16 protein-coding genes are annotated in these 12,879 nt (G+C 42.5%); 8 read left to right on the top strand and 8 right to left on the bottom strand.

Translation table 11 applies throughout. The features are described from left to right. Positions 1 to 80: 80 nt before the first annotated feature. The 6 genes from HWQ36_RS09620 to HWQ36_RS09595 all read right to left on the bottom strand — a co-directional run bounded on the left by HWQ36_RS09620 (position 81) and on the right by HWQ36_RS09595 (position 3,874). Positions 81 to 461 (bottom strand): type II toxin-antitoxin system VapC family toxin, encoded by a 381-nt coding sequence (locus HWQ36_RS09620; RefSeq protein ID WP_292701190.1) that lies wholly within the window; start codon positions 459 to 461, stop codon positions 81 to 83. Then, entirely contained in the window at positions 461 to 685 is a 225-nt protein-coding gene (locus HWQ36_RS09615; RefSeq protein WP_292701187.1) for a type II toxin-antitoxin system prevent-host-death family antitoxin, read from the bottom strand. Before HWQ36_RS09615 ends, HWQ36_RS09620 begins: the two co-directional genes overlap by 1 nt. 60 nt (positions 686 to 745) lie before the next feature. Beyond that, positions 746 to 1,348 carry a GDSL-type esterase/lipase family protein gene (locus HWQ36_RS09610; RefSeq protein WP_292701184.1) on the bottom strand — a complete coding sequence of 201 codons (603 nt, stop codon included), beginning with the start codon at positions 1,346 to 1,348 and terminating at the stop codon, positions 746 to 748. Positions 1,349 to 1,549: 201 nt separating this feature from the next. Next, positions 1,550 to 1,888: a ribulose bisphosphate carboxylase small subunit gene (locus tag HWQ36_RS09605; RefSeq protein ID WP_292701182.1), complete on the bottom strand. Its 339-nt coding sequence runs from the start codon at positions 1,886 to 1,888 to the stop codon at positions 1,550 to 1,552. Positions 1,889 to 1,933: 45 nt separating this feature from the next. Then, entirely contained in the window at positions 1,934 to 2,341 is a 408-nt protein-coding gene (locus HWQ36_RS09600) for a chaperonin family protein RbcX (protein ID WP_292701180.1), read from the bottom strand. Positions 2,342 to 2,443: 102 nt separating this feature from the next. Further along, the gene (locus HWQ36_RS09595; RefSeq protein WP_181930930.1) at positions 2,444 to 3,874 is read right to left on the bottom strand and encodes a form I ribulose bisphosphate carboxylase large subunit; all 1,431 of its coding nucleotides are present in this window, start codon (positions 3,872 to 3,874) and stop codon (positions 2,444 to 2,446) included. 898 nt (positions 3,875 to 4,772) lie between these two features. Here HWQ36_RS09595 and HWQ36_RS09590 point away from each other — a divergent pair. The 7 genes from HWQ36_RS09590 (at position 4,773) to HWQ36_RS09560 (ending at position 11,272) form a co-directional block, all read left to right on the top strand. Continuing rightward, the gene (locus HWQ36_RS09590) at positions 4,773 to 5,885 is read left to right on the top strand and encodes a two-component regulator propeller domain-containing protein (RefSeq protein ID WP_292701172.1); all 1,113 of its coding nucleotides are present in this window, start codon (positions 4,773 to 4,775) and stop codon (positions 5,883 to 5,885) included. Between the two features lie 101 nt (positions 5,886 to 5,986). Beyond that, a complete protein-coding gene (panB, locus tag HWQ36_RS09585; protein WP_292701169.1) occupies positions 5,987 to 6,757 on the top strand; it encodes a 3-methyl-2-oxobutanoate hydroxymethyltransferase in 771 nt (256 codons plus the stop codon). Positions 6,758 to 6,888: 131 nt separating this feature from the next. Continuing rightward, positions 6,889 to 7,716, top strand: coding sequence for an Rpn family recombination-promoting nuclease/putative transposase (locus tag HWQ36_RS09580; protein WP_292701166.1), 828 nt, complete (start codon positions 6,889 to 6,891; stop codon positions 7,714 to 7,716). 104 nt (positions 7,717 to 7,820) lie between these two features. Continuing rightward, entirely contained in the window at positions 7,821 to 8,642 is an 822-nt protein-coding gene (locus tag HWQ36_RS09575) for a Uma2 family endonuclease (protein WP_292701164.1), read from the top strand. A 123-nt stretch (positions 8,643 to 8,765) separates the two neighbouring features. Beyond that, on the top strand, positions 8,766 to 10,082 hold the full coding sequence (gene trmFO, locus HWQ36_RS09570) for an FADH(2)-oxidizing methylenetetrahydrofolate--tRNA-(uracil(54)-C(5))-methyltransferase TrmFO (protein ID WP_292701161.1): 1,317 nt from the start codon (positions 8,766 to 8,768) through the stop codon (positions 10,080 to 10,082). Between the two features lie 249 nt (positions 10,083 to 10,331). Beyond that, the gene (locus tag HWQ36_RS09565; protein ID WP_292701157.1) at positions 10,332 to 10,733 is read left to right on the top strand and encodes a fasciclin domain-containing protein; all 402 of its coding nucleotides are present in this window, start codon (positions 10,332 to 10,334) and stop codon (positions 10,731 to 10,733) included. A 203-nt stretch (positions 10,734 to 10,936) separates the two neighbouring features. After that, positions 10,937 to 11,272 (top strand): hypothetical protein, encoded by a 336-nt coding sequence (locus tag HWQ36_RS09560; RefSeq protein ID WP_292701154.1) that lies wholly within the window; start codon positions 10,937 to 10,939, stop codon positions 11,270 to 11,272. A 187-nt stretch (positions 11,273 to 11,459) separates the two neighbouring features. Here the strand turns inward: HWQ36_RS09560 and msrA are convergent, their stop codons facing one another. Then, the gene (msrA, locus tag HWQ36_RS09555; protein ID WP_292701152.1) at positions 11,460 to 12,128 is read right to left on the bottom strand and encodes a peptide-methionine (S)-S-oxide reductase MsrA; all 669 of its coding nucleotides are present in this window, start codon (positions 12,126 to 12,128) and stop codon (positions 11,460 to 11,462) included. Further along, entirely contained in the window at positions 12,082 to 12,204 is a 123-nt protein-coding gene (locus HWQ36_RS09550) for a hypothetical protein (protein WP_292701358.1), read from the bottom strand. Before HWQ36_RS09550 ends, msrA begins: the two co-directional genes overlap by 47 nt. A gap of 94 nt (positions 12,205 to 12,298) precedes the next feature. Here HWQ36_RS09550 and HWQ36_RS09545 point away from each other — a divergent pair, with 94 nt between their 5' ends. Continuing rightward, positions 12,299 to 12,736, top strand: a complete 438-nt coding sequence (locus HWQ36_RS09545) for a DUF202 domain-containing protein (RefSeq protein ID WP_292701150.1) — start codon at positions 12,299 to 12,301, stop codon at positions 12,734 to 12,736. Positions 12,737 to 12,879 lie beyond the last annotated feature (143 nt).

The following is a 12,879-nucleotide window of genomic DNA, read 5'->3' as shown; positions in this document are numbered from 1 at the left end:
TGCCTAGCACTGCTTAAAGTAATGTTAAGTTTTTTTGGTGATAACTGTTTATTTATCTTTTGGTAGAAACGGAGCGCTACTTACCACAAACGCTCAATTGGATAAGCATCAAAAATTTTATCGGCACTCAGTAAAGGTATATCTTCCACTATCGATTGTGCAATTAAAATTCGGTCGAATGGATCGCGGTGATGTAAAGGTAGTGTAGCAACAACAGTAATATGATCTATGGTGATTGGCAGTAATTCAATACCATTTCTAATTATTTGCTGTTCGATAAACTCGTCAAAAGCCAGACCAAAGTTGAGTTTACGAATGCTGTGCTTGATTGCCATTTCCCAAACACTAGCAATACTCAGTAGATTCTCATTATTTTCAATTTGCGATCGCAAGGTAATGCTGATTCTTGGATCACCCATCACAAACCAAATAAAAATATGAGTGTCCAGTAGCTGCCTCATTACATATATTTCTTAAAATCTTCCAGTGGTTCATCAAAGTCATCAGATATTGTCACAAGTCCCTTGGCACTACCATACTTAGGACGGTGTTTAAGTGGCGACACAGGAGTTAATTTAACCAAAGGTTGATTATCTTTGATAATGATAATTTCTTCACCACCGAGTGCTGCTTCAATTAAGTCAGGTAAGTTTTGAGATGCTTCAGCTAGAGTAATTTGTTGCATAGTTACCACCTTTAGATATAAAAATTAGGTGCTACCACTATCCTAACTTTGAATACTCGATTAAATCAGAGGAAACCAATTTAACCAAGCTTCCCAATTTTCTACTATTTGGGCAAATTCCGCATAACCACCTGCTTGAGGATGAACACCATCATTAGCTCTTGCTTCATTAATCCAGATGTTTGATTTTTCTAATATCGAAAAAACGTCTAAATAAGGTACATTTAATTCTTTACAAATCAAAGCATATTGGTTAGATAAATCTATAGTTCTCTGCTTTCTTTGAGGATCTTCTTGTTCTGCGTATGGTGCGGGGCCAACCATCAAAACAGGATATAACTTTTGAGCTTCACTTAAAATTTCACGGGCATTTTTGATAGAATCTGCCAAATCCACGCGAGTTTTACCATTTTCTAGTGTTGTATCATTTAATCCAAAAGAAAACACAATTCTGCCATCATATTCTTTGGGTAATCGCAGTGATACTTCCTGTAACCAACGCTTTGCTATATCACTACTCGTATCACGCCTAATTCCTAAATTATAGTAAGTAATGTCAAAACCTTTTTTATTAGCATTAACACATACTCTCCCTGTCCAACCAAGACATTCTAGATCGCCAGTGCCGTTAACAAAAGAGTCACCAACAAAACAAATTCTCATTTCTGGTAGATGCTTTAATTTTATTTATTAATCTCTTAAAAAACGCTAAGGAAAGCGCAGAGTAACGCAGAGAATAACTCCGCGCCCCTTTGCGTAAACCTCTGCGCCCCTTTGCGTTTCAAAAAAAATCTAGTAAATAGGAGAGGCAGATAATTCTACCTCTCCTATGGGGATAAACTAATTATTTAAAGCTTGCTAGCTTTAGTATCTGTTGGCTTTGTTGGGTTTGTGAACAAGAAAGCTGAGAATTTGGCACTGTTTAATGTTGTCAAAACCCACAACACGGATATAGCTGGTGTTGAATTGAGAACGGCACGCTTGAACTTCGCTCAATACTTCTTGAGTGGATTTAGCACCGAATAAAGGCAGCTTCCACATTGTCCAATACAATTCTGTTGGCTCAGAAGTTTCGTTAAACTCGATCGCTGGAATGTAACCTTGATTTAAAATGTACTGGATTTGCTTGGCAATTTGAGCGTCAGTCAAAGGGGGCAGATAAGAAAGGGTTTCGTAACGACGCTCTTTTGGTAAAGTTTGCATAGCTTTTGATTATGGGTTGCGATTTTTACTACTAGGTTGAGCAAACTAACTGGATAAGTTATCCAAATTCTGATCTAAAGTTGCTTGCTGTTCTGGTTGCAGACTGGGGTTAGATGTGTCTATTCGTGTTATGCGTTCTAGATGCTGGCGGCGCTGTTCCATGTTGGCTTGCTGAATGCCAGTGCAAACCATTTCCGGTAAAAATTCTGTGATTTCTTCGGCAATGTGTTCTCTGACAGTCATGATTCGCAATGCCAAATCTGGTTTTTCTTGCAACAGTTGCTCGATGTATGACTCACCATTCTGAATTTTCCCAGACGAAAAGTTATGCAACCAAAGTTCTAATGGAGGATTCGTTTCGCCTAGCTGTGCCAATACTGTCTTTAGCGCCTGATAAGTCAGGTAACTTTGGAGAGTCTTGGCTGTGTCTTTCGCAATTTGCTTAAGATTCATGCTTGACCCCAGCCTAAAAAAGTAAAAAGTAAAAAGTAAAAAGTAAAAAGAGGAAACAACTATTTTCTTTTACCTTTTACCTTTTAACTTTTAACTTGAGGATCAGACGGTATCCATTGCTTCAAACTCGAACTTGATTTCTTTCCACAGTTCGCAAGCAACAGCTAGTTCAGGAGACCACTTAGCAGCTTCACGGATGATGTCGTTACCTTCACGAGCCAAGTTACGGCCTTCATTACGAGCTTGAACAACGGCTTCCAAGGCGACGCGGTTAGCGGTTGCACCAGGAGCGTTACCCCAAGGGTGTCCCAGAGTACCACCACCGAATTGCAGTACGGAGTCATCACCAAAGATCTCTACCAGCGCAGGCATGTGCCATACGTGGATACCACCAGAAGCAACTGCCATTACACCAGGTAGAGAAGCCCAGTCTTGGGTAAAGTAAATACCACGAGACTTGTCTTGCTCAATGTAGTTTTCACGCAACAGGTCAACGAAGCCCATTGTGATGCCGCGCTCACCTTCCAACTTACCAACTACTGTACCGGTGTGGATGTGATCGCCACCAGACAAACGTAGGGCTTTAGCCAATACACGGAAGTGGATACCGTGGTTCTTTTGACGGTCAATTACGGCGTGCATAGCACGGTGAATGTGTAGCAAGATACCGTTATCACGACACCAACGAGCCAATGTGGTGTTGGCGGTGAAACCTGCGGTGAGGTAGTCGTGCATGATGATGGGCTGTTTGAGTTCTTTAGCGTACTCAGCCCGTTGCAACATTTGTTCACAGGTGGGGGCGGTGACGTTGAGGTAGTGACCTTTGATTTCACCGGTTTCAGCTTGGGCTTTGCTGATAGCTTCAGCAACGAACAAAAAGCGATCGCGCCATCTTTGGAATGGTGCGGAGTTGATGTTTTCGTCGTCTTTGGTGAAGTCCAAACCACCGCGTAAGCACTCGTATACAGCGCGTCCGTAGTTCTTAGCGGAAAGACCCAATTTGGGCTTAATGGTACAACCCAACAAAGGACGACCGTATTTGTTTAACTTATCGCGCTCAACTTGGATACCATGAGGAGGCCCTTGGAAGGTCTTGATATAAGCTACTGGAAAGCGGATATCTTCTAGACGTAGTGCCCGCAGAGCTTTGAAACCAAATACGTTACCTACAATTGAGGTTAATACGTTGGTTACAGAACCTTCTTCAAACAAGTCCAAAGGATAGGCAACGTAGCAGATGTACTGGTTGTCTTCACCGGGAACTGGTTCGATGTCATAACAACGACCCTTGTAGCGATCGAGGTCGGTGAGCAAGTCTGTCCACACAGTTGTCCAAGTACCTGTAGAAGACTCAGCCGCTACAGCCGCACCTGCTTCTTCGGGAGGAACACCAGGCTGGGGTGTCATGCGGAACGCAGCTAGAAGATCGGTATCTTTTGGTGTGTAATCGGGTGTGTAATAAGTTAGTCTGTAATCTTTAACCCCGGCTTGATACCCAGACTTGCTCTGAGTCTTCGTTTGAGCGTAAGACATATTTTATCCTTCCCTGAAATCACTCTTGTTAATTATCAAATCACGTTTTGTGCAACTTCCCCTCACCCAGATGTTTCCCCCCTTGAGCGAGAGGAAGATTCAGGAACAATTTTTGTTAGGGGTTGTCTTTGACAAAAGTTAGCAGTTTTTTTGCGGCGGACACTTTGGTAGCAGTGGTAGCCCTCCTCACCAGTGTTATCCCCTTCTAGGGGTACACGACCTAGCGCTTCTACTGTTCCCTCTTGCTACGAATCAAAATTCTTTTTTACCTCTTCTTCGCACCCAACTAAACCTTCTCAATTTCACCAAAACTTCCGCTTTTCGCGGGTAGCATTTAGATAATTTCCCTACAAATCGGGGTATTCAGGGGATTGGGCTGACTAGCACACATTCTTGCCTTTATACTCCCTATATCTTCTCCGTTGATGGAAAAGATACCATAAAAGAATTTACTTGACAGAGATTTAGCAGAGTGGTGAGCTTAAAGATAAAAATTGCACACCACGTAATTTGTAACTTATTTCACAATATATCAAGAATTCGATAAGTTATTCTTTCAAAGTTTTTAACTTATATATTTAATTTTGTTATTACATAAAGATTTAACATTTTATTACAGATGCTTTACAACGTGTCATAAATAACCGTAGGGAAGGTTCTGGGGACTGGGGGAGATGAGGGAGATGTGGTTCGACTTCGCTCACCAACCGGGAGATGAGGGAGATGGGGAGCAGGGAGCAGGGAGCAAGGGAGAAGAGTTTTCCCCCTGCCCCCTGCCCCCCGCCCCTCTGCCTCTTTTCCATGCCCAATCCCTATAAAATTTGAGAAAAATTGCAGATGACGTTTAAAAAATACCAGGTAGGGGAACACTGAAATTAACCCAAAGCCAGTTTAGGTAATGACTATGGGTACTGTCTCCAAAGGAAATGTCACCGTGGTATTGTTTTGCAAGCGTACTAGTTTATTGATTACTTCTATCTTGTTTGGGTTGATAGCTGTGCCCAGTATGGGATGGGCACAAAAAACCCCTGACATTAAATCATCTGATTTAACCCCTGCTTACCCACCTTCTGCACCGCCACCGCGAGTAGAATCCTTGCCTGATGAGCGCGGAGTGCAAGAAAATTCGCCAGAAACTGATTATCGCGTTGGTAACTTACTGCCAGATGTTACAGGCAATCTTTGGGTAGGTTCTTGGCGGGGATTATCGCGGATTGATCCTAAAACTGGCAAGATTATTTCTCGTGTTAGCTTACCGAATGTTGCTATTGGTGCTTTAGCCCAAGACAAAGTAGGACGTTTGTGGGTGGGAAGTTATGGCGGACTAGTTCGAGTAGACCCCCGCACTAATGAAATCACCGCGCAGAATTTATTTTTGCCTTCTAAACGGGTTTTGTCACTGTTACTTGACAAACGGGGTTATTTGTGGACTGGAACTGATAGTGGTTTAGCCCTAATTAGTCCTGACCAAGGTTTGATTATGACAACAGTAAAAAATCTGCCTGGTGTCAGCGCCAACACTCTAACTTTAGATGCTGAAGGTCAACTGTGGGTTGGCACTCTTGATGGATTAGTGCGGGTAAATACCGCTAGCGCTGCGATTATGAAGCGGATTGCCGATTTACCAGGGACGACTGTTCAAGCTTTAGCTATCAGTCCAGAAGGATTAATTTGGGCGGGAATGCCGAATAATTTACTAGTCATTAACCCAAAAACTGGTGCAGTATTGCGGTCTGTAACTCGCCTGCGTGGGCGTGATGTGACGGCGGTACGTTTTGCGAAAGATGGTAGTGTCTGGGTTGGGACTAGCAATGGTTTGTTACGATTAAATCCAAATACAGGCGCTGTGTTAGATGCAGAAGTTGCTGGACTTCCTTCTAGTCGGGTTCTTGCCCTTGTACCTGATATCAGCAATAAATTATGGATTGGTACTAGTGAAGGTCTGGCTTGGTTAATGCCCAAAACGGATAGTGCAAAAACTCATATTGCTTTCAGTCGCGCTGTTAAATGATTAGTCATTTGTCCTTTGTTTTCTGTCCTTAGCAAATGACTAATGACTAATGACAAAGGACAAAAAATCCAAAATCCAAAATCCAAAATCTAAAATTGGCAATGGCAATCACTACCCAGCAATTAATTCAATGGAAACAACAGGGACGTGCAATTGTGGCGTTGACCGCCTGGGATTATGCGATCGCTCAACTCATCGATGCAGCTGGTGTAGACTTAATCCTCGTGGGTGACTCTATGGCAGTAGTTCTAGGGTATGAAACAACACTGCCCATAACTTTGGATGAGATGATATATCATGCCAAATCTGTGCGCCGTGGGGTTAAACGGGCATTAGTAGTTGTAGATTTACCATTTTTGACGTATCAAGAAAGTCTCCAACAAGCAATGCACTCAGCTGGACGGATACTGAAAGAAACGGGCGCTCAAGCGGTAAAATTGGAAGGTGGCTATCCAGCGATCGCAGAAACTATTGCTCGTTTGGTAGAAGCCGGAATTCCGGTAATGGGTCATGTAGGTTTGACACCGCAATCTATACATCAACTGGGTTTGCGACAACAAGGAAAAACCCAAGAAGCCAGTGAGAGAATTTTACTTGAAGCGATCGCTCTCGAACAAGCAGGTGTATTTTCTCTAGTTTTAGAGCATATACCCGCAGATTTGGCAATGCAGATTACACAAAAACTTAGCATTCCGACAATCGGTATCGGTGCAGGAACTCATTGTGATGGACAGGTTTTAGTTACCTCAGATGTAATCGGACTTGCCGAGAAGCATCCACCATTTGCCAAGGTTTACACCAACTTGCGAGAGACGATTACCAAGGCTGTGCAAGATTATGCTTTAGAAGTGCGCGATCGGAAATTTCCATAAACATGGAATTTATGATCAAAAAATACAAGAAGCTGCCAAATAGCTAGTTTTCCATCTGGCATAATTTATGCAATCAGAGAGCAGCACATTATAAAATTGCTAAAGTTCAAAACTGTGCTACAACATTCAGAGTGAAAACTGACAGTATATTTTATCGCTTATTTCAAGAATTCCCCAGTATCTTCTTTGAACTGATTGGCAATCCTCCCGAAACTGCAAATACCTATCAATTTTCTTCAGTTGAAATCAAACAAACTGCCTTTAGAATAGATGGTGTCTTTCTTCCCACTCAAGACGAAGAAAATCCGATTTATTTCGTTGAAGTTCAATTTCAACCAGACTCAGATATTTATTTGCGCCTAGTTTCGGAAGCATTTCTCTATTTGCGGCAAAATAAATCTAAAAATTCTTGGCGAGGAGTGGTGATTTATCCCAGAAGGAATATAGATACTGGTGAACGACAAGATTGCCACGAATTCTTCAACAGCAATCGCATTAGGATAATTTACTTAGATGAACTAGGCGAAGCTGCATCACTACCAATAGGTATTGCTACCATCAAATTAGTAATTGAAAATGAGGATACAACTATTCTCACTGCCAGAGAATTAATTAACCATACAAAACAAGCGGTAAATTTGCAACTGCCACAAAAACAATTACTAGAATTAATAGAGACAATTCTGGTTTATAAATTGCCTAACTTAAGTCGAAAGGAGATAGAGGCGATGTTTGGGTTAAGTGAGTTGAAGCAAACACGGGTTTATCAAGAAGCTAAACAAGAAGGTAAAGAAGAAGGTAAAAAAGAAGGTAAAGAAGAAGGTCGTTTTGAGGCAAAATTAGAAGCTGTACCTAAACTGCTAGCACTGGGTTTAAGTGTGGAACAGATAGCACAGGCGTTAGATTTGGATATTGCACAAGTCCAGCAAGCAGTACAGGAAACGCCTCTAAATGAATAAGTTCAGAGAAGCAATGTCTGGCGACAAGCTGCTTTGCATCTACGCATCCAACCTTATCTAAACTAGAAATATTAGCTAAAAACCCCATACTTGGAGGTGCAGCAATGGTACAACAAGTCACACCAGAAACCACAATCGAAGTCATCTACCCGGAAAGCGATGGACAGCCAATGGCGGATAATACAGAACAATTTGCATGGATTGTCAAAATTAAAGAAAATTTAGAAATCTTATTTCCATTGCCAGAGGATGTATTTATCGCCGGCGATTTATTTTGGTATCCAGTTAAAGGAAATCCTAATATTAAACAAGCGCCCGATACGCTGGTAGTCTTTGGCAGACCAAAAGGAAAACGAGGTTCTTATTTACAGTGGAATGAAGATAATATACCCCCACAGGTAGTATTTGAAATTCTCTCACCAGGTAACACCCTCAAAGAAATGACCAAAAAATTGCAGTTTTACCAGCGTTACGGTGTGGAAGAATATTATATTTATGATCCTGATAAGAACGATTTAAATGGCTTGCTCCGTTCTGAGGATAGTTTTGAAGTCATTGAAGAGATGAATGGCTGGGTAAGTCCGCGTTTGGGAATCCGTTTTCAACTAACATCTGATACCCTGGAAATTTTTTCCCCTTCTGGACAAAAGTTTTTGACCACGGTAGAAATTGACCAGTTACGTGAACAAGAACGTCAACGTGCAGAGCAGGAACGTCAACGTGCAGAGCAGGAACGTCAACGTGCAGAGCAGGAATGTCAACGTGCAGAGCAGGAATGTCAACGTGCAGAGCAGGAATGTCAACGTGCAGAGCAAGAATGTCAAGCAAAAGAAGCAGCTTTACAAGAATTAGAAAAAGAGCGCGATCGCTATCAAGAATTGTTAGCTAAACTCCAAGAACAGGGAATTGACACAGATAATTTGTAATTGCTGCTGTTTATGGAGCGTTATGCTGTCGCTACTGGTTATGTCTAAAATACCCTACTTGTTGATGCGTCCTAGTGCTGATGCTGGTGGATACTTAATGATATGGGAATTAAAAATTTAACTATGGAAATACAACCGATACAAGTAATTGGAGGTGGATTAGCTGGAACTGAGGCAGCATGGCAAATAGCCCAAGCTGGAGTGCCGGTAATTCTCCATGAAATGCGTCCAAAACGCTTCAGCCCTGCTCATCATACAGAACATTTGGCAGAATTAGTGTGTAGTAATTCCTTTGGCGCAATGGCAAGCGATCGCGCGGCGGGTTTATTGCACGAAGAATTACGTCAACTTGGTTCTATTGTCATCTCCAAAGCTGATGAACACGCTGTACCTGCGGGTGGGGCGCTAGCGGTAGACAGGGGACAATTTGGCCAAGACTTGACTGAAACTTTAGCACATCATCCTTTAATTGAATTTCGCCGGGGTGAAGTGTCTGCGATTCCTGAAGGAATTGTGGTTTTGGCAACTGGGCCTTTAACCAGTCCCGACTTAGCCGAAGATTTGCAACGCTTTACGGGGATGGAATACCTCAGCTTTTTCGATGCCGCTAGTCCAATAATTGTCGGAGAATCGATTAACCGTGACGTTGCTTTTATGGCATCACGTTATGACAAAGGTGAAGCCGCTTATCTCAACTGCCCAATGAATAAAGAGCAGTATTTGCACTTTAGAGAAGAACTTTGCAAAGCGGAACAAACAGAACTCAAGGGTTTTGAACGGGAAACGGCGAAATTTTTTGAAGCCTGTTTACCCATTGAAGAACTAGCACAGCGTGGGGAAGATACCATGCGCTACGGCCCCCTAAAGCCAGTAGGATTGTCAGATACTCGCACAGGAGAACGTCTTTATGCCGTGGTGCAGTTGCGACAAGAAGACAAAGCCGGTCAACTGTGGAACATGGTAGGATTCCAAACTAATCTGCGTTGGGGTGAGCAAAAGCGTATATTTCAGCTAATTCCCAGTTTGGAAAAGGCGGAGTTTGTGCGGTTGGGAGTGATGCACCGCAACACTTTTATTAATGCTCCCCAGCTAATGTATCCAACTCTGCAATTTAAAGAGCGTCCAACATTGTTAGCTGCTGGACAGTTAATTGGTACTGAAGGCTACACTGCTGCGGCTGCGGGTGGCTGCTTGGCGGGAATTAATGCAGCACGGCTAGCTTTGGGTAAAGAACCTTTAGTTTTGCCAGCAACAACAATGATGGGTGCGTTATTAGAATTTATTAGTTCCGCTTCGCCGAAACATTTCCAACCAATGCCGCCTAATTTTGGGATTTTTCCCGATTTAGGAATGAAAATCAAAAGTAAACCAGAGCGTTATGGACGTTACCGCGATCGCTCTTTAACCGATCTAGCAAGCTGGAAAGCTAATCAGAATTAATGGGCATTGGGCATGGAAAAGAGGCAGAGGGGCGGGGGGCGGGGGGAAAACTCTTCTCCCTTGCTCCCTGCTAAGAGTTCCCCATCTCCCGGTTGGTGAGCGAAGTCGAACCACATCTCCCGGTTGGTGAGCGAAGTCGAACCACATCTCCCCCTGCTCCCCTGCCTCTTTTCCCTGCTCTCTATTTAATAAAACTTCAAATAGGTTTATTATTTTTTAAAATCTTTTGCAAAAATTTAGGTAATGTATATGGCTGATATTGTTGATATTGCTGTTACGGCTGAGTCTTTCAAAACACTAGTGGCGGCTGTACAAGCTGCTGGTTTAGTAGAAACATTAAAAAGTCCTGGCCCGTTCACTGTCTTTGCGCCAAATGACGATGCTTTTGCCAAATTACCACCGGGAACTATCCAAACTCTGTTGCAGAATATTCCCCAGCTAACACGGATTTTAAAGTATCATGTCGTTCCCGGAAAGCTGCTACAGGCTGATTTGGCAGAACTCGGCACGGTTAATTCTGTGGAAGGTTCACCCATTAAAATTGATTCTTCAGATGGTTTTGAAGTTAAAAATGCCACAGTTTTAGCAGCAGATATCGAAGCTGATAATGGCGTGGTACACGTTATCGATACAGTGATTTTACCGGGTTAATTCAGCTAGGGTGGGTGTTTTCCACCCTAGTTATCCAAAATCTTTATAATTATCTAACTATTGAGTAGTATCAAAACGCAACTTAATATTTTAATTTATGTTATGTTTGCAATAGTGATTAATCACTCATCTGTTAATGTAAATTTAGTTATTTTAAAATAAATTAAGTTCTTAAAAAGCTAACATCTGTCCCAACAAAATTAATGCTCGATTTTAACACCTTAGTAGAGTTCTCTCGTGGCAACTGCATAGGTATTTGTGCATTTCTCGTACCAGCGAACCTGCTTGTAACAATTTTAACAATAGGTCTGGTAGCCTTACGTCGCCCATCACATCAAGTGTGGCAATCTGCTGGAATTGCTAGCTTTTTTGCTTCTGTAATGATTCTGCACGTATATACTTGGTTCATGATTGGCGTGGTGATGGCTCCTACTTATATCTTGCTGTGGCTAGCAATCACGTGTTTGGTCACTAATTTGGGAGCAATTCTTTATCAAAGACGTTACAGTAACAGCCCTAGCCTTTCCAACAACGTCTGAAATCAAGTTCGGGTAATTACTTATCATAAAATCTATCAATGTAGGTTGGGTTTAACGGCAGTGAAACCCAACCTTGTATCTTAGAAGAAGTGGTAGACTGTCCCTCTCCGAGTCGGAGAGGGACAGACTTGAACTAAAGTTTAAGGCAGGGAGATATTCGTCGTTGACTACCCCACCAACTCCATTTCTAACCGCTAACTTGCGATTCAACTACACCCACGGGACAAGAAACATTTGTCCCTCCTAAACCACAATACCCATTAGGATTTTTAGCCAGGTATTGCTGATGGTAGGCTTCTGCGTAATAGAATTCCGGTGCATCCAAGATTTCGGTGGTTATTTTGCCATAACCTGCATCGTTGAGGGCTTGCTGATAAGCTTCCCGCGATGCTTCTGCTAGTTGCTTTTGGTTTTCGGAATATACATAAATTCCCGAACGGTATTGAGTGCCAGCATCATTACCTTGGCGCATCCCTTGGGTAGGATTGTGGCTTTCCCAAAAGACTTTGAGCAATTCTGAATAACTAATTACTTTGGGATCAAACACAACCAGCACCACTTCATTGTGACCGGTTCGTCCACTACATACCTCTTCGTAGGTGGGGTTGGGTGTTAACCCAGCAGCGTAACCCACTGCGGTGGTGTAAACTCCTTTAAGTTGCCAAAATTTGCGTTCTGCACCCCAAAAACAGCCCAAGCCAAAAATTGCCTTCTCTAATCCATCAGGATAAGGAGGTTGTAAGGGATTCTTGTTGACATAATGAGCGGCGGGTACTGACATAGATTGTGCCCTTCCTGACAAAGCTTCTTCAGGTGTGGGCATAACTGACTTTTTGCCAAATCCGAATAGTGCCATTGATTTTGACTCTGATATATATCTTTACCTTATTTTCTATTGTAAAGATTCTGGCGATCGCTTGGGGTTTTCTCAAAATCCTCACCGGATTGTGTTGAGCTTGTGGCGCTAGTTCATGCTATTCATCGTTATGAATACTTTTCAAGGGTAAACAGTTGTTAAAAGTACTCATGGATAAAATACCAAAAATTGACCGTCAAAGGGAGCATCAAGCGAATGAACGTACATTTCTGGCTTGGCTACGCACTTCAATTGCATTGATTGGCTTTGGTTTTGCGATCGCGCGATTTGGTATATTTTTGCGCCAGTTGAATATTGCTATTACTCAACAAGAACCTCCGGTAAATCCCTTATCCAACTCGGAAAATTTGGGTGTTGCTTTGGTAATTTTTGGAATTTCGACTATTGGGTTAGCTGCATGGCGATACAACCAGGTTTTCTGGCAAATTGAACAAGGCGACTATAGACCAAATAGGTTAATGGTTTGGATCATGACTGGAGTCGTAATTATTTTAGGATTTTTCAGCATTCCTTTGCTCTTGAGGCGCGATAAAGTACCTTCTCGCTCTCCTTTTCCTATTCAACCACAGTCCCGAAATTTGCATTAGTGAACTACCTACACTGACCTTACGGTACAGTGTAGGCTTCCCAATTCAACGGGGATTGCCTCGGACTTCATGGATTTTTTACGTCCTGAAGACTTTGGTCTTACATCCCCTCCAAGGGCAGAAGCGCTAGTTCCTAACGCCCA

Source organism: Nostoc sp. NMS2, from assembly GCF_017115105.1.
Lineage (GTDB): Bacteria > Cyanobacteriota > Cyanobacteriia > Cyanobacteriales > Nostocaceae > Nostoc.
Note: the sequence above shows the minus strand (reverse complement) of the source record. Positions and strands in the feature narration are given on the sequence as shown.